This window comes from Rhodococcus koreensis, assembly GCF_017068375.1.
Classification (GTDB): domain Bacteria; phylum Actinomycetota; class Actinomycetes; order Mycobacteriales; family Mycobacteriaceae; genus Rhodococcus_F; species Rhodococcus_F koreensis.
Genome location: NZ_CP070609.1, coordinates 7919210 through 7943253 on the forward strand (window position 1 = coordinate 7919210; position 24044 = coordinate 7943253).

The following is a 24044-nucleotide window of genomic DNA, read 5'->3' on the forward strand; positions in this document are numbered from 1 at the left end:
CCTCCGTGTCAGGGTTGGCCGGGAAACGGGTCGACCACCGGATCGGTTCCGAGTGCCACCCGCCAGGTGGCCTCCCGGACGGCGGCGTCGGTCAGCGCGGTCACGCCGAGCGTCCGGGTGTCCGCCGTCTCGCCGTGTTCGACGACCGCCCGCCACGCGACCGCGGTGTCCGCCTCGACCTGGGCCGCGAGTTGCGCGGCGGTGATCGGGTCGGTGACCGGGAACGGCAGCGTGTAGCCCGCTTCGGCGGCCGGGGCCGTCAGACCCGCCGCGGTCAGCGTGTCCAGGAGTTCGTCCCGGCGGGCCCGGTGGGCCGCGGCGGCGGTGGCCACCTGCGCCGCCCGCGTGGGATTCGAGAAGGCGGCGACCACCCCGTAGGCGAACACCGCGGAATGTTCGGCGGCCAGCGCGTCGCCGAGGCTCCTGCTCTCGGCTTCGGTGGGTGTCGTCACGGCAGCACCACCGCCAGGTACGTTCCGCACGCGGCGCTGATCGACGCACACAGTCCCGCGCGGTACGCGGTCAGCGCGCGTGCCGAGTCGGCTGCACTGCGCTGCGACTCGGCCAGGTCGGCCCGCAATTGCTCGAGACCGGGCGGAGGCGCGGGTGCGGTCGGTGTCGCCGACGGGGGAGCGGATGTGGTCGGCGCGGTGCCGTCCGGGTAAGTTCCCGCGGCCCTGGCGATTTCGGCGTCCAACGCGTCGGCGTGCGCGGTGCGCTGGGCGCGGACGAGTTCGAGTGCCGCGCCGCGGTCGGGCAGTAGTGCGATGGTCGCCGCCGCGCCCGCGGCGTCGCGACGCGCCAGACGCGACTGCGCGACCAGTGAATCGACCTCGGTGTCGGCGTCCTCGCCGTCTGCGCATCCCGCCAGCACGGGGACGCTCGCGACGCCGAACGCGGAGGCTGCTGCGAACCGGAGAGCGGTGCGCCGGGACACGGCCGGACCGGATGTCGGGGGCCGGGAGACGGTGGGCATGAGCACCGGTCCATGGTGCCAGGTCGGGCCGCGATCCCGGGAATCGAGCACCGGGGCTGGTCACGGGCGCCTCGAATCGGCGTTACTCTTAGATGCTCGAACCCGTCCCGACGGGTTCGAGGTGCTGCCCTGTGCGGCACGGTGACCTGCAGACCACGACACACGACGAGCGACAACTGAAACGAGGAGCTTCCCCGATGCCGGTTCCATCCAAGGAGAGGGTGACGGAGCTCATCTCCGATCTGGTCCAACGCCAGGGCTACGACTTGGAGGACGTTGCGGTCACCCTCGCGGGCAGGCACAGCGCAGTCCGGATCATGGTGGACAGCGACGCCGGGCTCGAACTCGACGCGGTCGCGAACCTCAGCCACGAGATCTCCGAGGTGTTCGACTCGGTGTCCGATTTCGGGGAGTCCCCGTACACGCTCGAGGTCACGTCTCCCGGCATCGACCGGCCGCTCACGCACGAGCGGCACTGGCAGCGGGCCCGCGGCCGCAAGGCCCGGATCGACCTCGCGCACGAGACCGTCGTGGGCCGGATCGGGGCCCTCGACGGCGACTCGGTCGCGGTGGTGATCGGCTCGCGCACCGGTCCGGACGTTCGGCGCATCGCGCTCCCGGACATTCAGAAAGCTGTTGTGCAGGTGGAATTCTCGAAACCCGACCCGAGGGAGCTGGAACTCGCCGGCGGAATACCCGAGGGTCGCGTGGCACCTGCGGACGCAGACGCGTCGGAAGATGAAGTAGTAGAGGGGCTGGACAAGTGAATATCGACATTGCGGCGCTACGCGCCATCGAAGCCGACAAGGGCATCTCGATCGAGACCGTCATCTCGACCATCCAGACGGCGCTGCTCACCGCCTACCGGCACACCGAGGGGCATCGGCAGCACGCCCGGATCGACGTCGACACCAAGAGCGGCATCGTGCGGGTGATGGCGCACGACGTCGACTCCGACGGCAACATGGTCGGCGAGGAATGGGACGACACCCCGGAAGGTTTCGGCCGGATCGCGGCGACCACCGCGCGCCAGGTCATTCTCCAGCGGCTGCGCGACGCCGAGCACGAGCGGAGCTTCGGCGAGTACTCCACCCATGAGGGTGAGATCGTCGGCGGCGTGATCCAGCGCGACACGAGGGCGAACTCGCGCGGCATGGTCGTGGTGCGGATCGGGAGCGAGGCCAGCGGCGCCGAGGGCCTGATCCCGCCCGCCGAGCAGGTGCCCGGGGAGAATTACGAACACGGCGAGCGGCTCAAGTGTTACGTCGTCGGTGTCGCCCGCGGGCAGCGCGGGCCGCAGATCACGTTGTCGCGCACCCACCCGAACCTCGTGCGCAAACTGTTCGCGCTCGAGGTTCCGGAAATCGCGGACGGCTCGGTCGAGATCATCGCCGTCGCCCGGGAGGCAGGCCACCGGTCGAAGATCGCCGTCCAGTCGCGGGTGCAGGGGCTGAATGCGAAGGGCGCATGCATCGGGCCGATGGGTCAGCGGGTGCGCAACGTGATGAGTGAGCTCGCCGGCGAGAAGATCGACATCATCGACTTCGACGACGACCCGGCCCGGTTCGTCGGCAACGCGCTGTCACCGTCGAAAGTGGTCTCCGTCACTGTCGTGGATCCGGAGGCCCGGGCCGCGCGTGTCGTCGTCCCCGACTTCCAGCTGTCCCTCGCCATCGGCAAGGAAGGGCAAAATGCCCGTCTTGCTGCGCGCTTGACCGGGTGGCGAATCGATATCCGCAGTGACGCCGCACCCGCTCCCGAGTCGGCAGGCGGACCCGCCGCGACCAGTCGTTGAGCCGGGAATGCGGAGATCGGGGCAAGTCGGCGGTAGAGTGGTCAATGGTTCAGCATGAGCATCCCGATTCCGCGCGCGTTCCTACCGGTTCACCGGTCCGAACATGCATAGGATGTAGGGAGCGCGCGCTGGCTGTCGATCTGCTCAGGGTTGTGGTTAGTGAGAGCGGGCCGCAAGGTCATGTTCTCGCCCCGGACCCGAGGCGCAGGCTTCCCGGTCGAGGTGCGTGGCTGCACCCCGTCGAGGTTTGCCTGAGTCTCGCGGAACGACGCCGAGCATTCGGCAGAGCGCTGCGAGTGTCCGGAAGTGTCGACACGTCAGAAGTCGACCACTGGGTACGCGCAGGGCACCCACCCAGAGCAGTACCTCTCGAACAGAACAGGCACAAGCACTCATGAGCACACCGTGAAGCACCAGCGATGATCGTCCATCGGAGATAACCCGAGGTCGTGCGGGCCCCTCTCAGGGGAGCCTCCTGCTCGACCTCATCAGTGAGGAGAGCAGTGGCAGGCAAGGCCCGCGTGCACGAGTTGGCTAAAGAACTCGGTGTCACAAGTAAAGAACTACTCGCAACGCTCAAGGAGCAGGGCGAGTTCGTGAAGTCGGCGTCCTCCACAGTGGAGGCGCCCGTCGCCAGGCGTCTGCGGGAGTCCTTCCCGTCGGCGAAGTCGGCCGATTCCGCAGCCCGTCCGGCTGCCAAGCCCGGCGCGCCCGCGCCGAGCGCCCCCGTGACCTCGGCCAAGCCGGGCGGACCCCGTCCCGGCCCCAAGCCGGCAGCCCCGGCTCCGGCCGCACCCGCTGCAGCAGCACCCGCGCCCACTCCCGAGGCTCAGGCCCCGGCACCGGCCGCACCCGCAGCGAGCGCAGTCACCCCGGCTGCACCGGCGAGCAATGCTCCCAAGCCCGGTCGCCCCACCCCGGCTGCCCCGGCTCCGGCCGCACCCGCAGCCCCGGCCGCCCCGGCGGCGGCCAGTGCTCCCGCGGCTCCGTCCACGGGCGCCAAGCCCGGCGGACCCCGTCCCGGCCCGAAGCCCCCGCGCGTCGGTAACAACCCGTACTCCTCGGCTCCGGCCGAGCGTCCGGCACCCCGTCCCGCTCCCGGCGCGCCGCGTCCGGGTGCACCCCGTCCGGCTCCCGGCCAGGGTGGACCTCGTCCGGCACCGGGTCAGGGCGGTCCTCGTCCGGCTCCCGGTCAGGGTGGACCCCGTCCGGCTCCCGGCCAGGGCGGTCCCCGTCCGGCACCGGGTCAGGGTGGACCTCGTCCCAGCCCCGGCTCGATGCCTCCTCGCCCCAACCCGGGCGCGATGCCCGCTCGTTCGGCACGTCCCGCTCCCGGCGGTCGTCCCGGCCGTCCCGGCGGAGCCCCCGGCGGTCGTCCCGGTGGCGGCGGCGGTGGATACCGCGGCGGCGGAGCCCCCGGTGCCGGCGCAGGCGCGCCCGGTGGCGGAGCACCCGCAGGTGGTTTCCGCGGTCGTCCCGGTGGCGGTGGACGCCCCGGTCAGCGCGGTGCGGCAGCAGGTGCCTTCGGTCGTCCCGGTGGCGCCCCGCGTCGTGGTCGCAAGTCGAAGCGGCAGAAGCGCCAGGAATACGATTCCATGCAGGCGCCCGCCGTCGGCGGCGTGCGGTTGCCCCGTGGCAACGGCGAGACCATTCGCCTCGCCCGCGGTGCTTCCCTGTCGGACTTCGCGGAGAAGATCGACGCGAACCCCGCAGCGTTGGTGCAGGCACTGTTCAACCTCGGCGAGATGGTGACGGCGACCCAGTCGGTCAACGACGAGACGCTGGAACTGCTCGGCGGCGAGATGAACTACGTCGTCCAGGTTGTCAGCCCGGAGGACGAGGACCGCGAGCTGCTCGACAGCTTCGACCTCACCTACGGCGAGGACGAGGGCGGCGAAGAGGACCTCGAGTCCCGGCCGCCGGTGGTCACCGTCATGGGCCACGTCGACCACGGTAAGACCCGACTGCTCGACACGATCCGCAAGGCCAACGTCCGTGAGGGCGAGGCCGGCGGCATCACGCAGCACATCGGTGCCTACCAGGTGCTGACCGAGCTCGACGGCAACGAGCGTCTCGTGACGTTCATCGACACCCCCGGTCACGAGGCCTTCACGGCCATGCGTGCCCGTGGTGCCAAGGCCACCGACCTCGCGATCCTGGTCGTCGCCGCCGACGACGGCGTCATGCCGCAGACGGTGGAAGCGATCAACCACGCCCAGGCGGCCGACGTGCCGATCGTGGTCGCGGTGAACAAGATCGACAAGGAAGGCGCGAACCCGGACAAGATCCGGCAGCAGCTCACCGAGTACGGACTGGTCACCGAGGAATACGGCGGAGACACCATGTTCGTCGACATCTCGGCGAAGCAGGGCACCAACATCGACGCGCTGCTCGAAGCAGTGCTGTTGACGGCGGACGCCGCCCTGGACCTGCGGGCCAACCCGGACATGGACGCTCAGGGTGTCGCCATCGAGGCGCACCTCGACCGTGGACGCGGCCCCGTCGCGACCGTGCTCATCCAGCGCGGAACGCTGCGGGTCGGCGACTCGATCGTGGCCGGCGACGCATACGGACGTGTGCGCCGCATGGTCGACGAGCACGGCGACGACGTGCTCGAGGCCCTGCCCTCGCGTCCCGTCCAGGTGGTCGGCTTCACGTCGGTCCCCGGTGCAGGCGACAACCTGCTCGTGGTCGACGAGGACCGCATCGCCCGTCAGATCGCCGACCGGCGCAATGCGCGGAAGCGCAACGCTCTGGCCGCGAAGAGTCGCAAGCGCATCAGCCTCGAGGACCTGGATTCGGCTCTCAAGGAGACGTCGCAGCTCAACCTCATCCTCAAGGGCGACAACTCGGGAACCGTGGAGGCCTTGGAAGAGGCGCTGCACGGCATCGAGATCGACGACGAGGTGCAGTTGCGGGTCATCGACCGCGGTGTCGGTGGCGTCACCGAGACCAACGTCAACCTGGCCGCTGCGTCGAACGCGATCATCATCGGGTTCAACGTGCGCGCCGAGGGCAAGGCGACCGAGTTGGCGAACCGCGAGGGCGTCGACATCCGGTACTACTCGGTGATCTACCAGGCCATCGACGAGGTCGAGAAGGCTCTCAAGGGCATGCTCAAGCCGATCTACGAAGAGGTCGAGCTGGGCAAGGCGGAGATCCGCGCGATGTTCCGTTCGTCCAAGGTCGGCAACATTGCCGGTTGCCTCGTCACCTCGGGTACCATCCGTCGCAATGCGAAGGCCCGGCTGCTGCGTGACAACACGGTTGTCGCCGAGACCGTCACCATCTCCTCGCTGAAGCGGGAGAAGGAGGACGCTGTCGAGGTACGCGAGGGTTACGAGTGCGGTTTGACGCTCACCTACTCCGACATCAAGGTCGGTGACGTCATCGAGGCCTACGAGCTTCGGGAAAAGCCGCGCGACTAGTCGCCATCCGTTTGGGGTGACGCAGCAGCGTCATCCGGCGTGCGCTTCTCCGGCCGAGTCGATCGGCCGGGGGAGCGCACGTCTCCCCGAAGGAGGAAAGTTTGTACGTCGGTGCGCTCGAGCTCGACATCTTGCTCGGTGACGTGCGATCTCTGAAAGAGAAACGTGCAATGGTCAAACCGGTTCTGGCGGAGCTGCGACGTTACGGCGTCTCGGCGGCGGAGACCGGGGAACAGGATCGGTACCGCCGGTCGATGCTCGGCGTCACGATGGCGAGTTCGGCGGTCGATCACGTACACGAGGTGCTCGACACGTGCGAACGGCACGTCGCCGGGATGCCGGAACTGCAACTCCTTGCGGTCCGGCGGAGGATTTTCGGCCCCGAGGACTGATTCGGAGCGCCTTGCCCGCCCCGCCGCATGCGCGGCCCGGCGTGCAGAATGAACTACAGCTACACCGCAACTTCACAACTTATCCAGCGGCCAGGGAGAGGAGTCTGATTGTCATGGTGGATCCCGCCCGGGCACGCAAACTCGCCAAGCGCATCGGCACGATCGTCGCGACGGCGATCGACCACGAAATCAAGGACCCTCGCCTGGCGTTCGTCACGATCACCGATACCAAGGTGACGGCCGACCTTCACGACGCCACTGTCTACTACACCGTGATGGGCGCCGACCTCGAGTCCGAACCGGACCTCGTGTCCGCGGCTGCGGGACTGGAGAAGGCGAAGGGTGTTCTGCGCTCGAAGGTGGGCGCAGGCACCGGAGTCCGGTTCACGCCCACGCTGACGTTCGTCGCGGACACGGTCCCCGACACGGCGCGGCACATGGAGGAACTCCTCGCCCGCGCTCGCGCCGCCGACGACGAGGTCGCGCGGGTCGCGGCCGGTGCGTCCCCGGCCGGCGACCCCGACCCGTACAAGGAACCCCGAGTCGAGGACGCGGACGACGCCGAAGTCGACGAGCCGTCCCGGTCCCGCCAGGCGGACTGACACGAACCGACATGACCCACACTCAGGAGACGTCCCTGTCTGATCTCGATCGTCACGAGGTGTTTCTGCCGCAAGCGGTCGCCGTTCTCGAGAACGCGACGTCGGTGACGATTCTGTGTCACGTCCAACCCGATGCCGACACGATCGGCAGTGGACTCGCCCTGGCATTGGTGCTCGAGCGCAAAGGGATTCCGGTGCAGGTCGCGTTCGGCGCGCCCGATGAACTGCCGGAGTCGATGCGGGAACTGCCGGGCACCCACCTGCTGGTGCCCGCGGACCAGGTGCGCCGCAACGTCGATCTGCTCGTGACCGTCGACTGCGGGAGCGCCGGACGTCTCGGGAAGCTCGCCGGCCGGCTCGCGAACGCGGGGGAGACCCTCGTCATCGATCACCACCGGTCCAACACCCGGTTCGGTCGCATGAACCTGATCGACGAGTCGGCGGAGTCGACGACCGCTGTCGTGGCGCAGATGTTCGACGTGTGGGGTGTGGACATCGACGCAGACCTCGCGCACTGCCTGTACGCGGGTCTCGTGACCGACACCGGTTCGTTCCGCTGGGTGCAGCCCGGCACCCACACCCTCGCGGAGCGGCTCCTCGCCACCGGCATCGACGGGGCCCGCATCGCCCGTCGCCTGCTCGACACCCACCCGTTCGGCTGGCTGCCGATGCTGTCGTCGGTGCTCGGATCGGCGACGCTCGTCCCGGAGGCGGCGGGCGGGCGGGGACTCGTCTACGCCGTCATCCGGCAGGCCTACGTCGGGGATCTGCGCTCGGAAGAGATCGAGAGCGTCATCGACATCGTCCGGACGACGTCCGAGGCGGAGGTCGCGGCCGTCCTCAAGGAGGCGGTGGACGGCACGTGGTCGGTGTCGCTGCGGTCGAAATCCGACGTGGACGTCTCGGTCGTCGCCGGGTACCTCGGCGGCGGCGGTCACCGGTTCGCCGCCGGCTACACGGCCGTGAACTCTGCGGACGAGATCGTGAACTCGCTCGTCGAATCGCTCGGCTGAGGTCCGAAATCGTTGGCTGAGGTTTCGGAAGTCACGGGCGACGCGACCGCCCGGACGGTGTTCGGGCTGGCGTTGCCGGCGCTCGGTGTGCTCGCGGCCGAACCGATCTATCTGCTCTTCGACATCGCTGTCGTCGGCCGTCTGGGTGCGCTGGCGCTCGCGGGTCTTGCCGTCGGTGGCCTCATTCTCGCCCAGGTCAGCACCCAGCTGACGTTCCTGTCCTATGGCACGACGGCGCGCGCGTCCCGCATGCACGGGGCCGGCGACGAGCGCGGCGCGGTCCGGGAGGGTGTCCAGGCCACCTGGCTGGCACTGGGCATCGGCGCGCTGGTGATCGCGCTGGTCCAGCTGTTCGGACGCCCGGTCACGTCGGCGATAGCGGGTGGCTCCGACATCGCGGCGGCCGCCGGGAGCTGGTTGCGGATCGCGGTGTTCGGCGCCCCGCTGATCCTCATCGCGATGGCGGGCAACGGCTGGATGCGGGGTGTGCAGAACACGGTGCGGCCCCTGCGTTTCGTGATCGCCGGTCTGGTCGTGTCGGCTGTGGCCTGCCCGGTGCTGGTGTACGGATTGTGGGGCGCGCCGCGGCTGGAACTCGAGGGTTCGGCGGTCGCGAACGTGACCGGGCAGGCCGTGTCCGCGAGTCTGTTCGTCGGGGCGCTGGTGGTGGAGCGGGTGCCGTTGCGCCCGCGGTGGCACGTCATGCGCGCCCAGATGGTTCTCGGCCGCGACCTGATCCTGCGTAGTCTGGCGTTCCAGGCGTGCTTCCTCTCGGCCGCCGCCGTCGCGTCCCGGTTCGGCGCCGCCGCGGTCGCCGCCCACCAGGTGGTACTGCAGCTGTGGAACCTCGTGGCCCTCACCCTCGACTCCCTGGCGATCGCCGCGCAGGCGCTCGTCGGTGCCGCACTCGGTGCCGGGCACGCTGCAGGCGCCACGCGACTGTCGTGGCGCATCACCCGGTGGTCCACGATCTTCGCGGCCGGACTCGCCCTGATCTTCGCCCTCGGTCACGGCGTGATCCCCGAACTGTTCACCTCCGACCGGGCCGTGCTCGACGAGATGGCGGTGGCGTGGTGGTTCTTCGTCGCGATCATGCCGGTGGCCGGCGTCGTGTTCGCGCTCGACGGAGTGCTGCTCGGGGCCGGGGACGTCGCCTTCCTCCGGAACGCCACGCTGGCCTGCGCGCTGGCCGGGTTCCTGCCACTGATCTGGCTGTCGATGCTGAACGACTGGGGCCTGGCGGGAATCTGGACGGGACTCACGGTGTTCTTAATTCTTCGGATGCTTGCGGTCGTGTGGCGGGTCGGATCGGGCCGCTGGGCAGTGGTCGGGGCCGACCTGCAGGCACGGCACGGATCGGACAGCGATCCGGCGGCGGAGCACGATCGGAAAGGTGGTTGACGTGGCACCCAAACTGATGGCGGTGAGCGACACCCATGTGGGGCACCGGGGAAACCGCCCGATCACCGAGGACATCTACCCGGACTCGCCCGAGGACTGGCTGATCGTCGCCGGGGACGTGTCGGAGAAGACCGACGACATCCGGTGGGCGCTGAAACTTCTGCGGAGTCGTTTCGCGCAGGTCATCTGGGTTCCCGGCAACCACGAACTGTGGACGACGGCGAAGGACCCGGTGCAGATCCACGGCGCCGCCCGCTACGACTACCTCGTCACCATGTGCCGCGAGATCGGGGTCATCACCCCCGAGGACCCGTTCCCGGTGTGGGAGGGGGAGGACGGCCCGGTCACGCTGGTCCCGATGTTCCTGCTGTACGACTACACGTTCCTGCCCGACGGCGCCACCACCAAGGAGGAAGGCCTCGCGATCGCGCGGGAGAAGAACGTGGTGGCCACGGACGAGTTCCTGCTGTCGAGCGAACCGTACGGAACCCGGGACGCCTGGTGCCGCAACCGCGTCGAGACGACGAAGGCCCGGCTGGACGCCCTCCCCGCCGGCACCCGCACCGTTCTGATCAACCACTTCCCGCTGGTGCGTCAGCCCACGCAGGTGCTGTGGTACCCGGAGTTCTCGCTGTGGTGCGGCACCGAACTGACCGCGGACTGGCACACCCGGTACAACGCCGTCTGCGCCGTGTACGGGCATCTGCACATTCCGCGCACCACCTACTACGACGGGGTGCGGTTCGAGGAGGTATCGCTGGGCTACCCGCGGGAGTGGCAGCGGCGGGGACTCCCGGACAACCTGCTGCGGCAGATCCTCCCGGTGCCGGAGTATCCGCCGGGCACGCTGAACAAGTGGGGCGGCCACTTCAAGGTCACTCCCGAACAGGAAGCCGAAGTGGAGAAGATGCGGGCGAGGGGGGCCCTGTGATCGAGAGAATTCTGCCGGCCGGCGTGGTGTCCTCCGAACTGTTCGAGGACCCGGCGGGGCTGCGTCCGTACCCGCAGGAGGAGGCGCTGATCGGGCGGGCGGTGGAGAAGCGGCGACGCGAATTCACCACCGCACGCTACTGCGCCCGCCTCGCGATGACGAAGCTGGGTGTGGACCAGGCCCCTGTTCTGCGGGGCGACAAGGGTTCCCCGGTGTGGCCGCGCGGCGTGGTCGGAAGCCTCACCCACTGCGACGGTTACCGCGGCGCGGCGCTCGGCTACGCGATGCAGGTGCGGTCCGTCGGCATCGACGCCGAACCGCACGACGCGCTGCCCGACGGGGTGCTGGACGCGGTGAGCCTGCCCGCCGAACGCGACTGGCTGTCGGGTGCGGCGGACTCCGGGCAGTGGCGATCGGCGACCGGCGGTCCGGTGCACCGGGACAGGCTGCTGTTCTGCGCCAAGGAAGCCACGTACAAGGCGTGGTTCCCGCTCACCGCCCGGTGGCTCGGGTTCGAGGACGCGCACATCACGTTCGAGGCGTCCGGCGACGGCACCGGCACGTTCCATTCGGATCTCCTCATCTCCGGGGAGACCGTCGACGGACCACCGCTGGCGTCGTTCGACGGACGGTGGATGGTGTCCGACGGACTCATCATCACTGCCATTGCGGTGCACTGATTTCGGGACTGTGCGGTGCACTGATTTCGACGCCGTGACGGCGGCTGGCAGAATCGGGCCTCGTGTCTGCACGTGAAAAGCCCTCTTCCGGTCTCGTCGGCGCCGGACTGCTCATCGTCGACAAGGACGCGGGCGTCACCAGCCACGACGTGGTGGCCCGGTGTCGCAAGCTACTCGGCACCCGGAAGGTCGGCCACGCGGGCACTCTGGACCCGATGGCCACCGGGGTGCTGGTGCTCGGTGTGGAGCGGGCGACGAAGCTGCTGGGGCTCCTCGCGCTGACGACCAAGGCGTACACGGCCACGATTCGGTTGGGGCAGGCCACCACCACCGACGACGCCGAGGGTGACGTCGTCGCGTCGGCCGATGCGTCCGGCGTGAGGGACGAGGAGATCGCGGCGCAGGTGCGCACCCTCACCGGGGACATCCAGCAGGTCCCGTCGAGCGTCAGCGCCATCAAGGTGGACGGCCGGCGGGCGCACGCGCTGATCCGCGCGGGTGAGGAGTTCGAACTCGCGCCCCGGTCGGTCACGGTGTCCCGGTTCGAGGTGATCGCGAGGCGCACCGAGGGCACGTTCGTCGACCTCGACGTCGAGGTGGAATGTTCGTCCGGAACCTATGTGCGGGCGCTCGCCCGTGATCTGGGGATCGCGTTGATCGGTGTCGGCGGGCATCTCACGTCGCTGCGACGGACCCGGGTGGGACCGTTCACCCTCGAGCACGCGCGCACGCTGGAACAGTTGGCCGAGGAGCCGGGCGTCAGTCTCGACATCGACGCCGCCGCGCAGACCGCGTTCCCGCACCGGCAGATCGACGCGGACGAGGCCGAAGCGATCAGTCAGGGTCGCTGGCTCGAGCCGATCGGAATCAAGGGCGTCTACGCCGCGATCGATCCGAGTGGGCACACGATCGCGCTGCTCCAGGAGCGGGGAAAGCGGGCGAGTTCGGTGATGGTGGTCCGTCCCGCGACCCTGAGGTAGCGGCTCACACCAGCCAGATGGCCTGGGCTGCGGGGTTTCCGAGCTCGACGGTGTCCTCCTGGACGCCGATCCGGACCGACACGGTGCCGGCGTAGTCGCGTCGCTCCAGCACCGTCACCGTCACGTCCAGTGCCACACCCACCGAGTCGAAGTACCGCAGCATGGCCGGGTCGGAGTCCGAGATGCGGGCGATGCGGCCGCTCTCGCCGTTGACGAAGTCGCTGAGCTGACGTGCCGGGGGAGTGGGCACCGACCCGTCGACCGCGGGGATCGGATCGCCGTGCGGATCGCGTTCGGGATGGCCGAGCTTGGCGTCCATCCGGGAGATCATCAGGTCCGAGACGGCGTGCTCGAGCACCTCCGCCTCGTCGTGTACCTCGTCCCAGCCATAGCCGAGTTCGTGCACCAGGTACGTCTCGATGAGGCGGTGCCTGCGGACCATTCCGACGGCCGCCACGCGCCCCGCCTCGGTCAGGGCGATCGACCCGTAGCGGGCGTGGTCGACGAGGCCCTGATCGGACAGTTTCCGGATGGCCTCCGACACGGTGGACGCGGACACCCCGATCTTCTCGGAGAGCAGTTTCGTGGAGACCCGCTCCTGCGACCACTCCTGAACGGTCCAGATGACCTTCAGGTAGTCCTGCGCCACTGCCGAGAGCGCCCCGGTCTCGGAGGTCGAGTCCTCGGTCACGCTCTGGTCATTCTTGTTCACGGCCACGCCAACGAGCTTAGGCAAGTCTTACCGGCGAGACACATCGACACACCTGATCTGTCCCCGGGGGACGTCACCGTCGACCGCGAACCGCGAGGTCGTGACGTTTCCCGGCCACGCCGGACCGCCGGACAGCCGGTCCGAAGATGAACATCGGCGCGCGGCACCGTAGGCTGCCACTCGTGCTGAGATGGCGTGGTCTCGACGAGGTTCCTGCCGACTGGGGTCGTTGTGTTCTCACGATCGGCGTATTCGATGGCGTGCACCGAGGTCACGCCCAATTGATCAGTCGAGCGGTGGCGGCTGCCCGCACGCGTGGAATACCCAGCGTGCTCATGACTTTCGATCCTCATCCGATGGAAGTGGTTCGTCCGGGCAGTCATCCCGCCCAGCTCACGACGCTGGCCCGCAGGGCGGAGCTCGCGGAGGAGCTGGGCATCGACGTGTTCTGCGTCATGCCGTTCACCGCCGAATTCATGAAGCTGACGCCGGAGCGGTACGCCCACGAGATCCTCGTGGAGCGCCTGCACGTGGCGGACGTCGTCGTCGGTGAGAACTTCACGTTCGGCAAGAAGGCCGCGGGCAACGTCGACCTGCTGCGGCAGATCGGCGACCGGTTCGGTTTCGCGGTCGACGGTGTGACGTTGCTCGCAGAGCATGCGGTCACGTTCTCGTCCACCTACATCCGCTCCTGTGTGGACGCCGGCGACATGGCCGCCGCGACGGAGGCCCTTGGCCGCCCGCACCGTGTCGAGGGCGTCGTCGTCCACGGCGACGGTCGCGGACGCCAGCTCGGCTACCCGACCGCGAACGTCGCGCCGCCGATGTATGCCGCGATTCCCGCGGACGGCGTGTACGCCGCCTGGTTCACCGTGCTCGGGCACGGAGTCGACCTGGGCACCGTCACCTCCGGTGAGCGGTACATGGCTGCCGTGTCGGTGGGTACCAATCCGACGTTCTCCGGGCGGACGCGCACCGTGGAGGCCTTCGTCCTCGACCGGGAAGCCGACCTGTACGGCCAGCACGTGGCCGTCGACCTCGTCGAGCGACTCCGCGGGATGGAGAAGTTCGATTCCGTCGACGACCTGATCGTCGCGATGGGCAAAGACGCCGAGCGTGCGCGCGCGATCCTCGCGGCATCGGAGGACGTGCGGTAAAGCACCCGCATTTCAGCTGGTAAAGTAGGCCGCTGGCGTGCGCTGCGGTTCGCGGTGGCCGCGCCGAGTTTCGATCCTTGCACGCGAACGTCATCACCAGGAGTGAACCAGTGGCATTGACCACCGCAGAGAAGAAGCAGGTTCTGAGCGAGTACGGCCTGCACGAGACCGACACCGGTTCGCCGGAGGCGCAGGTGGCCATGCTCACCAAGCGCATCGTCGATCTCACCGAACACCTCAAGATGCACAAGCACGACCACCACTCCCGCCGCGGCCTCCTGCTGCTGGTCGGACGCCGTCGTCGTCTGCTCAAGTACGTCCAGAAGGTCGACATCGAGCGTTACCGCTCGCTGATCGAGCGTCTCGGCCTGCGTCGCTGAGTTTCGCAACATCGCGGTCATTTCGATCGCAAATCACTCCGGTAGCCGGCGGGGCCTTGCTTAGACTGGGCCTCGCTGGCTATCGGTGTTAGCTGCCGAGGGCAGCACTACCGTATGCACCCGAGAATGTGGTGTCGGTCTTCGGTAGTGGTCTTCCGGACACGGTCCGGCGGACTTCGATCGACGGCCGCCTCCGCACAGTGACATCCCGAGAACTCGAGAGGGGGATGTCCCTCAGGTGCGCAGTTCTCGCCAGGAGGGTGAGAACGCCCCCGCGGGTACGGCGAAGACGAGAGGGAAGTGAAAAGAAGAGATGACAGAGAATTCCGCAGTAGAAGTCGATGAGGGCGTGTTCGAATCCACCGCCGTGATCGACAACGGGTCCTTCGGAACCCGCACCATTCGTTTCGAGACCGGTCGCCTCGCGCAGCAGGCCGCCGGCGCCGTCGTCGCCTACCTGGACGACGAGACGATGCTGCTGTCCGCGACGAGCGCCAGCAAGCACCCCAAGGAGCACTTCGACTTCTTCCCCCTCACGGTGGACGTCGAGGAGCGCATGTACGCCGCGGGCCGCATCCCCGGCTCGTTCTTCCGTCGTGAGGGCCGCCCCTCCACGGACGCGATCCTGACCTGCCGCCTGATCGACCGGCCGCTGCGTCCGTCGTTCGTCGACGGCCTGCGCAACGAGATCCAGGTCGTGGTCACGGTGATGAGCCTGAACCCGCAGGACCTGTACGACGTGGTCGCGATCAACGCCGCGTCGGCCTCCACCCAGATCGCCGGACTGCCGTTCTCCGGCCCCGTCGGTGGCGTGCGTGTCGCACTCATCACGTCGGACGAGAACAAGGCCGGCCAGTGGGTCGCATTCCCCACCGTCGAGCAGCTCGAGAACGCCGTCTTCGACATGGTCGTCGCCGGTCGCATCGTCTCCGGCAGCGGTGACGACGCCGACGTCGCGATCATGATGGTCGAGGCCGAGGCCACCGACAACGTGATCTCCCTGATCGACGGTGGCGCACAGGCTCCCACCGAGACGATCGTGGCCGAGGGCCTCGAAGCCGCCAAGCCGTTCATCGCTCGCCTGTGCACCGCACAGCAGCAGCTCGCGGTCAAGGCGGCCAAGCCCACCGGTGACTTCCCCGTCTTCCCGGCGTACCAGGACGACGTGTTCGCCGCCGTCGAGGCCGCCGCAGCGGAGAAGCTCAGCGCGGCGCTGACCATCGCCGGCAAGCAGGAGCGCGACGACAAGACCGACGAGGTCAAGGTCGAGGTCCTCGAGCAGGTCGCCCCGAACTTCGAGGGACGCGAGAAGGAACTCGGCGCGGCATTCCGCTCGCTGACGAAGAAGCTGGTCCGTCAGCGCATCCTGCGCGACCAGTTCCGCATCGACGGCCGCGGCATCACGGACATCCGTTCGCTGTCGGCCGAGGTCGCCATCGTTCCGCGTGCCCACGGCTCCGCTCTGTTCGAGCGCGGCGAGACCCAGATCCTGGGTGTCACCACCCTCGACATGGTGAAGATGGCGCAGCAGGTCGATTCGCTCGGACCCGAGACGACCAAGCGGTACATGCACCACTACAACTTCCCGCCGTACTCCACCGGTGAGACGGGACGCGTCGGTTCGCCGAAGCGCCGCGAGATCGGTCACGGCGCGCTGGCGGAGCGGGCTCTCATGCCCGTGCTGCCCAGCGTCGAGGAATTCCCGTACGCCATCCGTCAGGTCTCGGAGGCCCTCAGCTCCAACGGCTCCACCTCGATGGGCTCCGTGTGTGCGTCGACGCTCGCACTGCTCAACGCTGGTGTGCCGTTGAAGGCTCCGGTCGCCGGTATCGCCATGGGCCTCGTCTCCGACCAGGTCGACGGTGAGACCCGTTACGTCGCGCTCACCGACATCCTCGGTGCCGAGGACGCGTTCGGCGACATGGACTTCAAGGTCGCGGGCACGAAGGACTTCGTCACGGCTCTGCAGCTCGACACGAAGCTCGACGGCATCCCGTCGAAGGTCCTCGCCGGCGCGCTGTCGCAGGCAAAGGACGCGCGGGCCACGATCCTCGAGGTCATGGCCGAGGCCATCGACACCCCGGACGAGATGAGCCCGTTCGCCCCGCGCGTCACGGCCATCAAGGTCCCCGTCGACAAGATCGGTGAGGTCATCGGCCCCAAGGGCAAGATGATCAACTCCATCACCGAGCAGACCGGCGCCAACATCTCCATCGAAGATGACGGCACCGTGTTCGTCGGTGCGACGGACGGCCCGTCCGCGCAGGCCGCGATCGACATGATCAACGCCATCGCCAACCCGCAGCTGCCGAAGGTCGGCGAGCGCTTCCTGGGTACGGTCGTCAAGACCACCGCCTTCGGTGCGTTCGTGTCGCTCCTCCCCGGCCGCGACGGGCTGGTGCACATCTCGAAGCTGGGCAGCGGCAAGCGCATCGCCAAGGTCGAGGACGTCGTGAGCGTCGGCTCGAAGTTGCGTGTCGAGATCGCCGACATCGACAACCGCGGCAAGATCTCGCTGATCCCCGTCGAGGAAGACGGCGCTGCGGCTCCGGCCGAGCAGAGCGAAGAGGCGGCTGCCGAGAAGTAGTCTTCTCCCGGTCACCACGCCGGCGGCCCCGCACGAATCTGTGCGGGGCCGTCGGCGTTCTCGGTCGTGCCGGTGGGTCGTGTCAGGATGCGGTGGTGAACCGTCCGACATACCGCCGCTGCCACGGCGTCTCGACCGCGTGACGGTGATAGTGCTGCCGGACGAACGCGACGGCATCCTTCGCAGGCACCCCGTCGAGCACGGCGATGCAGGCGAGGGCGGTGCCCGTCCTGCCGCGGCCGCCCCCGCATGCCACCTCCACTCGCTCGGACGCGGCGCGGCGCCACACCTCGCCCAGCGCATCCACAGTGTCGCGGCGGTCCCGGGGCAGTGCGAAGTCGGGCCACCGGACCCACCGTGAGTCCCACTGCACCGGCGGCGGTGTGCGCCCCAGCAGGTACACGGCGAAATCGGGCAGGGGGCCGTCGGGGAGCGGTCGTCGCAACCCCCGGCCGCGGACGAGGCGCCCGGACGGCAGGCGGAGGATTCCGGGAGCGTCGGCATCCCAGGTGTCGATCATGGTCGTCACTCTATGCGGGGAATCTGTCCTCATGACGCGCCCGGCCTCGTTCATGCATGCATCACGTTTGCGGCTCTCACCGTGTTTTCGCAGTTCACCCGCGGTTACGCCTCCTCGCTAGCCTTGCAGCACGAGCTACCGGACATCGAGGCGGCGCATGGCGTCGAGGAGTGACCAATGGAGTTCAGACATCTAGTCTCATTCATCACCATCGCCGAGGAACTACATTTCGGACGGGCGGCGTCACGGCTGCATCTCACCCAGCCGTCCCTCAGTGCGCAACTGCAGAAGCTCGAGAAGTCTCTGGGTGTGCGACTCGTCGCGCGGAGTTCGCACGAGGTCAAGTTGACCTCTGCGGGCCAGGAATTCGAGGCTCAGGCCCGGTTGATCGTCTTCCAGATGGAGAAGGCCGCGCAGATTGCAAAGGCCACCGCGGAAGGGCGCTCGGGAACCCTGAACATCGGATACAACATGCCGGCGAGCCGGCACGTGCTGCCGTCCGCGCTCGCCAAGATGAGTGCCGTGCATCCGGATGTCGTGGTCTCGTTGTGGGAGAAGCGAACCGGACCGCAGCTTGCGGGCCTCGCGGACGGCACGCTCGACGTTGCTCTCGTGTACGGGCATCCGAGGACGGCGGACTTCCGGTACCGGCTGGTCCTGCGGAAGATTCCGCTCGTCGCGGTCGTGGGCAAGGGGCATATCTGGGCTGGACGCGCCGCGGTCCCGTTCGCCGAGTTGGCGAATCAGGCGTGTGTGATCTTCTCGCGCGATCAGTGTCCGGCCATGTACGACTCGATCTTCGGTGCGGCGTCGGACAGCCGGATCTCGCTCGACGTCGCTCAGACCGCCGATGATCCGGGCGCGACCGCGCACATGGTGTCGGTCAAGCCGTTGGTCGGATTCGCGTCGCTGCCGCGCGCCAGTTCGGGAGGACTCGGTGCGATGGGCGCGAATTCGGTGGCGGTGAAATTGTTCGATCCGATCCCGACGATCGACCTGTATGCGGTATGGCGAACGGCCGAGGCGAACCCTGCCGTGTTCTCATTCCTCGACTGCATCGACGATTTCGACGAATTGAAACGCAGCGATCGTGGCCTGGTCGCTATGTGATTTCGGCTGTGTCTCCGGCTGGGTATCCGCAGTCTTTCGAGTCCTATTTCAGCCCGGATCGAACGAAGGCGTTGACGATGTGCCGCTGCAGGACGACATAGAGCGCGAACACCGGCAGGCACGCCAGCCCGGCGACGGCCATCATCGGCCCCCAGTCGTTGCCCTCGGTTCCCATGAAACTCCGCAGCCCCAGCTGAACGACGGAATTGCTGCGCTGCAGGACCACCGCGGGCCAGAAGTACTCGTTCCAGGCATTGATGAACAGCAGGATCGCCAAGGCCGCCAGCGCGGGACGCAGATTCGGTACCACGACGGTCCAGAGAATGGACCACGAGGATCGGCCGTCCAGCTTTGCCGCCGCGACCAGTTCCTTCGGGAAGCCGGCCATGTGCTGGCGGAGCATCAGGACCCCCAGCGCGGAACACAGGGTCGGCACGATCACTCCCGCGAGGTTGTTGACGAGTCCCAGCTGGTACAGCAGCACGTAGTTGGGAAGCATCGTGACCTGGAACGGCACCAGCCAGGTTCCGACGAATGCGAGGTAGAGCAGGCGTTGGAAGCGGAACGAATACATCGCGAACGCGTACGAGGCGAGCAGCGCGACGAGGAGCTGACCCGCCGCCGAGACCGCCGCGACTGCGAACGTGTTGGCGAGCAGGCGGATCACGTCGACCTTCTCGGTCGCGTCCACATAGTTGCCCAGTGACAACGGCCACGGTACGGGGGAGAGGGAGCCGACGTCGTCGGGGCGCCGCAGTGACGTTGCGAGCAACCAGTAGATGGGAAATGCGCACACGAAGGTGATGGCGAAGAGGACGGCATGTCCCCGCGCCCGCCGCCACAACGGTTCGGGTACGACTGCCTCGCTAGTCGTCATGGAACGAGATCCTTTCCGAGATCCACACGAGCACACCGGCAACGAGACCGAATCCGACGAACAGCATGATGCCCGCAGCGGCACTCAGGCCCGCGTCGAAGCTGTGGAACCCGTAGTCCCACAACAGGTAGTAGATGTTCGTCGTCGCCTGTGACGGTCCGCCCTGGGTGAGGGTGTCGATGAGTGGGAACGTCCACTGGGCGCTCAGCAGCACCGTCATGAGTCCGAGGAACACCAGCGTGGGCGACAGCAGCGGCAGCGTGATCCACCAGTCGATCTGGCGCCGTGTCGCACCGTCGACCTGCGCGGCCTCGGCGTAGTCCCCGCTGATGCCGGCCATTCCGGCGGACACCACGAGCACGGCAAAACCCAGGAAATGCCATCCGGTGACGGCGACGATCACCCACGGCGCCGAGGCAGGTTCGTGGATCCAGTTGGTGTCCGAGCCCAGCACCCGGTTCACGATCCCGGCGCCCGGGTCGAGGAGCCACTGCCACACGGCCGCGCTCGCGACCGGGGCGACGAGAAAGGGCGCGAAGATCAGGCTCTGGTAGACCGCCCGGGCCCGTCCGTGTACACCGCGTGTGGCGAATCCGACGACTACCGGTAGCACGAGCGTGAACGGCAGCAGACCGACAATGAGGACGACCGTCCGCCACACGGAGTCACCGACCGCGGGCAGCTCGAGCAGCCGGCGGTAGTTGTCGGCGCCGACGGAAACCATGGGCGTGGTCGGAAGCAGGTTCCAGGAGTAGGTCGAGAGTTGGGCCGCCTGAGCGAGCGGGCGGTACGTCCACACGATCAGCAGCGCGACAGCCGGTGTCAGGAACAGGTACGGCTCTGCCACCCGCACCACCCTCCGCAGAGGGTGGGTACGGGTGGCAGGCACCGTCACCGGTTCCCGGACGGGCGTTGTCGCGTCGGCAAGATCCGGTACGGCGACGAACACGATGTTTCCCTCACCCCTCCTGCAGCGCGAGTGCGTGCAACCGGGCGAGCATGTCCTGCTCGGGTATGTCGTAGACCACCTCGGCCGGGGTCGCCTCGATCGCGGTGGCGACCACCGTTGTATCGAGGACATCGATCCTGCTGAAACCGTGGCCGGCGACACCTCGGTGGCTGCCCGCCGCCGCGATCGGATCCACCCGGTAGGACAGCGCCGGACCGACCCACACCGGGATCCCCGCCACCGCCCCTGAACTCGTCAGGTGGGAATGCCCGCAGAGGATCATCCGCACATCGGATCCGGCCAGAACCGCCTCGAGCCGGTCCGGACCCTGGAGGCGAAGGTAGTCGACCGTAGCGACCGGCGACGGAATCGGTGGGTGGTGGAGTACGAGGAGCGTTCCGCGCTCACTGGGCCGGGACAGTTCCTCGTCCAGCCAGGTCAGCTGCTCGTTCGTCAGCCAGCCCGCGTGTCGACCGGGGGTGGTGCTGTCGAGGACGATCACCCGGAGACCGTGGATGTCGTGGACCGCGTCGTGCGGTGCCTCGAGATCACGACCGCCGGAGTCGAGCCCGAGCAGTTCGGTGTGGAAGGCAGTGCGGTCGTCGTGATTGCCCATCGCGTAGATGATGTGCGCACCGAGTTCGGCGGCCGCGGGCTCGACAACCGTGCGCAATCGCCGGTAGGCCTCCGGTGCCCCGTTGTCGCTGAGATCGCCCGACAGCACGATCGCGTCGACCCGCTGGCGGGATCCGACTATCCGGTCGAGTGCGCGGGTGAGGTTGTCGAGGGTGTCGATCGTGTCGTGGACGAGGTCGCCGGCGGCGCGGATGTGGGTGTCCGTCAGGTGAATGACCGTGACGTGTGCGGGAGTCATTCGCTGGGCAGAAGCGCGGCGGCCTGCTTCTGGGCGGCTTCGAGGGTGGATTTCGGGTCGGCGTCCTGGTACACGACCGCCTCGACGGCGTCCATCATGCCGTCCCGGATCTGCAGGTAGTTGTTGCCGGGCATCGAGATCCACGGCTCCATCGAGCCGAGTTGGGCGATGTTCGGTGCGAGCAGCGGGTTCTTCTGCGACCACTCTTTCAGCCCGGCGGGATCGTCGACGAGTCCGGTGCGCAGGGGGAGGTATCCGATTCCCTGCGCGATCTTGGTGTAGGCCTCCTCGCTGGTGAGGAACTTGATCAGTTCCCAGGACGCGCGCTGCTTGGCAGGGTCGGATGCAAATGTGAAGAGGGAGGCGCCGGAGTTGGTGGGAACAGGGGTCGTGCCGGCGAAGGTGGGCATCGTGGTGGCGCGCAGGTCCCACTTGTCCTTGGCGCCCTTGACGAAGGTGCCCTGGATCGCGCTGGTCTCGAGGATCATGCCGACATCCCCGCGGGCGAAGGCCTCGTAGCCCTGCTGCTGGCTGAGCTTGGGTGTCGAGCCCGACTGCACCAGGTTCTGAGCCATGTCCGCGACCTGAACGGCCGGGTCGTCCGCGAAGGTGAGCGACGACCGGTCCTCCGCGATGACCCGTCCGCCGTTGGACCGGACGAGACTCTGGAAGCACCAGTCCTTCGCCGTCTTGGTCAGGCAGTCGAGGTATACGCCGCCCTTACCGGTCTTCGTCGTGATCGTGGACGCTGCGGCCGCGACCTCGTCCCACGTCTTCGGTGGTGCCGCCGGGTCGAGACCGGCCTGCTCGAACAGTGTTGCGTTGTAATAGAACACGGGCGTCGAGAAGACGAAGGGCACGCCGTAGGTGGAGCCCTCCCAGTCACCCAGGGTGCGCGCGGTGGGGGCATACGGGTATTTCGCACCGTCGAAGTTCTTCTGCACGGAGGCTTTGCCGACGAGGTCGTCGAGCGAGTGGGCGCCCAGCTGGTGGATCGTGAAGTCCAGGTCACTGAACCCGAGCTGCGCGACGTCCGGGGGCGTTCCGGCCACGGTCTGGCTCTGGATGCTCGAGATCGTGTCGGTGGCCGGGTTCGGACTGTTGCCCTGCGGCTTCTGCGCCGTGACGTGGATGTTCGGATTCTGCTTGGTGAACTCGTCGATGAGGGCATTGAAGGTGTCGGTCCACGCGCCCGCCATACCGTAGTTGTAGCTTTCGAACACGATCGACACCTTCTGGTCCGGAGCGAGTTCCGGCACCGGATCGGTGCTGCTCGCCGCGGAATCGGTGGTGGTGGTGCCGAGTCCGCCGCAGGCGGTCAGGACCAACGCGCTGGTCACCAGCACGCCCAGCCCGGGCAGGGTCTTCTTCACTGTGGTTCTCCTGTTTGTTCGTTGTGGGAGGGTCTCGTGAACGCGCCGGTGCTCATGCCACGACAGCGAGGCTGTTCATGCCACCGACAGCGAGGCACTGTGAGGCGATGCCTCGTGCTCGTGGGGACCGTGCCAGACCAGTCGGCGGCCGGTCACGGAATCGAAGAGTTGAATGTCGGCCGGGTCGACACTGAGTGCGGCGGTGTCGCCGATCCGGGCGGGAACGGGGCGCGGAGAGCGGACGCGGATGACGGTGCCGCCCACTGTGACGTGCAGGATCTCTTCGCTGCCCAGGTTTTCCGATGCGGTGACGACACCGCGGAGTTGGGCATCGGTGCCGTTCAGCCGAATGCGTTCCGGCCGGATGCCCGCGGTCACCTTCTGCGGTCCGGTCGCCGTGCCGGCGGACAGCCCCAGGGGTGCGTCGACGCCGTCGGTGACGAGGTGGAGTTCCCCTGCCCGATAGATCATTGTCGCGTCGAACAGGTTCATCGGCGGCGCGCCGAGGAAGGCGGCGACGAACGTCGATCGGGGAGTGTCGTACAGCTCGGTCGGTGTACCGACCTGCTCGACCCTGCCGTTGTTCAGCAGCGCGATGCGCGTCGCCATCGTCATCGCCTCGACCTGGTCGTGGGTGACGTAGAGGAACGTCGACCCCAGGCGGTGGTGCAGGTCGATGAGCTCGGTGCGGGTCGCGCTGCGCAACGCGGCATCGAGATTCGACAGCGGCTCGTCCATGAGGAAGGCCCCTGGGTCGCGGACCATAGCCCGGGCCAGCGCCACCCGTTGACGTTGTCCGCCGGAAAGCTGGGCGGGACGCCGATCCAGGTGATCGTGCAGACCGAGCGCCGACGCCACGGTGCTGATTCGTTCGCGGATCTCGTCCTTCGACCGCCGGCGGGCACGGAGAGGGAAGCCGATGTTCTTCGCGACGGTCAGGTGCGGGTACAGGGCGTAGCTCTGAAAGACCATCGCAACGTCCCGTCGGCGGGGCGGTGTTCCGGTGATGTCGTTCTCGCCCAGAAGGATGCGTCCCGCGGACGGACTCTCGAGGCCGGCGATCAGACGTAGCAGCGTCGACTTCCCGCACCCGCTCGGTCCCAGGAGAACCATCAACTCTCCGTCGGCGATGTCGAGGTCGATATCTCGCACGACCTGCGCAGCGCCGAACTGTTTCGACACGCCTTCGAGTCTTATCCGCGCCACCCGCACTCCTCGGTTGTTCCGTGTTCTCCGGAAGACACCACAGCAGCCGGGGGTGACGGTGCGGTGAACACCGCACCTCGAATTCCCCTCCCGGTACCGCG

24 protein-coding genes are annotated in these 24044 nt (G+C 68.0%); 15 read left to right on the forward strand and 9 right to left on the reverse strand.

Annotation, left to right across the window (positions count from 1 at the left end; genetic code table 11):
- Positions 1-8: 8 nt before the first annotated feature.
- Positions 9-452, reverse strand: coding sequence for a ferritin-like domain-containing protein (locus JWS14_RS35935; RefSeq protein WP_095860738.1), 444 nt, complete (start codon positions 450-452; stop codon positions 9-11).
- Positions 449-976, reverse strand: a complete 528-nt coding sequence (locus tag JWS14_RS35940) for a hypothetical protein (RefSeq protein WP_072937990.1) — start codon at positions 974-976, stop codon at positions 449-451. Before JWS14_RS35940 ends, JWS14_RS35935 begins: the two co-directional genes overlap by 4 nt.
- A 197-nt stretch (positions 977-1173) precedes the next feature.
- On the opposite strand from JWS14_RS35940, the gene rimP reads away from it, so the two are divergent.
- The 11 genes from rimP to truB all read left to right on the forward strand — a co-directional run bounded on the left by rimP (position 1174) and on the right by truB (position 12198).
- Complete coding sequence (gene rimP / locus JWS14_RS35945) at positions 1174-1743, forward strand: ribosome maturation factor RimP (protein ID WP_206015305.1); 570 nt, start codon at positions 1174-1176, stop codon at positions 1741-1743.
- Complete coding sequence (gene nusA / locus JWS14_RS35950) at positions 1740-2771, forward strand: transcription termination factor NusA (protein WP_206015306.1); 1032 nt, start codon at positions 1740-1742, stop codon at positions 2769-2771. Before rimP ends, nusA begins: the two co-directional genes overlap by 4 nt.
- A gap of 44 nt (positions 2772-2815) precedes the next feature.
- Positions 2816-3169 (forward strand): YlxR family protein, encoded by a 354-nt coding sequence (locus tag JWS14_RS35955; RefSeq protein ID WP_072937877.1) that lies wholly within the window; start codon positions 2816-2818, stop codon positions 3167-3169.
- 105 nt (positions 3170-3274) lie between these two features.
- Complete coding sequence (gene infB, locus JWS14_RS35960; RefSeq protein ID WP_072937878.1) at positions 3275-6199, forward strand: translation initiation factor IF-2; 2925 nt, start codon at positions 3275-3277, stop codon at positions 6197-6199.
- Positions 6200-6300: 101 nt separating this feature from the next.
- Complete coding sequence (locus JWS14_RS35965; protein ID WP_015890369.1) at positions 6301-6591, forward strand: DUF503 domain-containing protein; 291 nt, start codon at positions 6301-6303, stop codon at positions 6589-6591.
- A 113-nt stretch (positions 6592-6704) separates the two neighbouring features.
- A complete protein-coding gene (gene rbfA / locus JWS14_RS35970) occupies positions 6705-7193 on the forward strand; it encodes a 30S ribosome-binding factor RbfA (RefSeq protein ID WP_015890370.1) in 489 nt (162 codons plus the stop codon).
- An 11-nt stretch (positions 7194-7204) separates the two neighbouring features.
- Positions 7205-8206: a DHH family phosphoesterase gene (locus JWS14_RS35975; RefSeq protein ID WP_072937880.1), complete on the forward strand. Its 1002-nt coding sequence runs from the start codon at positions 7205-7207 to the stop codon at positions 8204-8206.
- Positions 8207-8218: 12 nt separating this feature from the next.
- Positions 8219-9607: an MATE family efflux transporter gene (locus tag JWS14_RS35980; protein WP_072937881.1), complete on the forward strand. Its 1389-nt coding sequence runs from the start codon at positions 8219-8221 to the stop codon at positions 9605-9607.
- A 1-nt stretch (position 9608) separates the two neighbouring features.
- Complete coding sequence (locus tag JWS14_RS35985; RefSeq protein ID WP_072937882.1) at positions 9609-10538, forward strand: metallophosphoesterase family protein; 930 nt, start codon at positions 9609-9611, stop codon at positions 10536-10538.
- Positions 10535-11218, forward strand: coding sequence for a 4'-phosphopantetheinyl transferase Npt (gene npt, locus JWS14_RS35990; RefSeq protein WP_206015307.1), 684 nt, complete (start codon positions 10535-10537; stop codon positions 11216-11218). Before JWS14_RS35985 ends, npt begins: the two co-directional genes overlap by 4 nt.
- A 62-nt stretch (positions 11219-11280) precedes the next feature.
- Positions 11281-12198: a tRNA pseudouridine(55) synthase TruB gene (truB, locus tag JWS14_RS35995; RefSeq protein WP_095860733.1), complete on the forward strand. Its 918-nt coding sequence runs from the start codon at positions 11281-11283 to the stop codon at positions 12196-12198.
- Positions 12199-12202: 4 nt separating this feature from the next.
- Here the strand turns inward: truB and JWS14_RS36000 are convergent, their stop codons facing one another.
- Positions 12203-12916 carry a metal-dependent transcriptional regulator gene (locus JWS14_RS36000; protein ID WP_143051390.1) on the reverse strand — a complete coding sequence of 238 codons (714 nt, stop codon included), beginning with the start codon at positions 12914-12916 and terminating at the stop codon, positions 12203-12205.
- A gap of 176 nt (positions 12917-13092) precedes the next feature.
- Here JWS14_RS36000 and JWS14_RS36005 point away from each other — a divergent pair, with 176 nt between their 5' ends.
- The 3 genes from JWS14_RS36005 (at position 13093) to JWS14_RS36015 (ending at position 17034) form a co-directional block, all read left to right on the forward strand.
- Complete coding sequence (locus JWS14_RS36005) at positions 13093-14067, forward strand: bifunctional riboflavin kinase/FAD synthetase (protein WP_025432373.1); 975 nt, start codon at positions 13093-13095, stop codon at positions 14065-14067.
- A 110-nt stretch (positions 14068-14177) separates the two neighbouring features.
- Positions 14178-14447, forward strand: a complete 270-nt coding sequence (gene rpsO, locus JWS14_RS36010) for a 30S ribosomal protein S15 (RefSeq protein ID WP_206015308.1) — start codon at positions 14178-14180, stop codon at positions 14445-14447.
- A 313-nt stretch (positions 14448-14760) separates the two neighbouring features.
- Positions 14761-17034 (forward strand): polyribonucleotide nucleotidyltransferase, encoded by a 2274-nt coding sequence (locus tag JWS14_RS36015; protein ID WP_015890378.1) that lies wholly within the window; start codon positions 14761-14763, stop codon positions 17032-17034.
- An 82-nt stretch (positions 17035-17116) separates the two neighbouring features.
- Here the strand turns inward: JWS14_RS36015 and JWS14_RS36020 are convergent, their stop codons facing one another.
- Positions 17117-17554 carry a protein-tyrosine phosphatase family protein gene (locus JWS14_RS36020; RefSeq protein WP_072937992.1) on the reverse strand — a complete coding sequence of 146 codons (438 nt, stop codon included), beginning with the start codon at positions 17552-17554 and terminating at the stop codon, positions 17117-17119.
- A gap of 177 nt (positions 17555-17731) precedes the next feature.
- Here JWS14_RS36020 and JWS14_RS36025 point away from each other — a divergent pair, with 177 nt between their 5' ends.
- On the forward strand, positions 17732-18664 hold the full coding sequence (locus tag JWS14_RS36025) for a LysR family transcriptional regulator (RefSeq protein WP_206015309.1): 933 nt from the start codon (positions 17732-17734) through the stop codon (positions 18662-18664).
- A 43-nt stretch (positions 18665-18707) separates the two neighbouring features.
- On the opposite strand, the gene JWS14_RS36030 is transcribed toward JWS14_RS36025, so the two are convergent.
- The 5 genes from JWS14_RS36030 to JWS14_RS36050 all read right to left on the reverse strand — a co-directional run bounded on the left by JWS14_RS36030 (position 18708) and on the right by JWS14_RS36050 (position 23919).
- Positions 18708-19541, reverse strand: coding sequence for a carbohydrate ABC transporter permease (locus JWS14_RS36030; protein WP_072937887.1), 834 nt, complete (start codon positions 19539-19541; stop codon positions 18708-18710).
- Positions 19531-20490: a carbohydrate ABC transporter permease gene (locus JWS14_RS36035; RefSeq protein WP_206015310.1), complete on the reverse strand. Its 960-nt coding sequence runs from the start codon at positions 20488-20490 to the stop codon at positions 19531-19533. Before JWS14_RS36035 ends, JWS14_RS36030 begins: the two co-directional genes overlap by 11 nt.
- 10 nt (positions 20491-20500) lie before the next feature.
- A complete protein-coding gene (locus JWS14_RS36040; protein WP_206015311.1) occupies positions 20501-21364 on the reverse strand; it encodes a metallophosphoesterase in 864 nt (287 codons plus the stop codon).
- The gene (locus JWS14_RS36045; RefSeq protein ID WP_206015312.1) at positions 21361-22737 is read right to left on the reverse strand and encodes an ABC transporter substrate-binding protein; all 1377 of its coding nucleotides are present in this window, start codon (positions 22735-22737) and stop codon (positions 21361-21363) included. Before JWS14_RS36045 ends, JWS14_RS36040 begins: the two co-directional genes overlap by 4 nt.
- A gap of 75 nt (positions 22738-22812) precedes the next feature.
- Complete coding sequence (locus JWS14_RS36050; RefSeq protein ID WP_206015313.1) at positions 22813-23919, reverse strand: ABC transporter ATP-binding protein; 1107 nt, start codon at positions 23917-23919, stop codon at positions 22813-22815.
- Positions 23920-24044 lie beyond the last annotated feature (125 nt).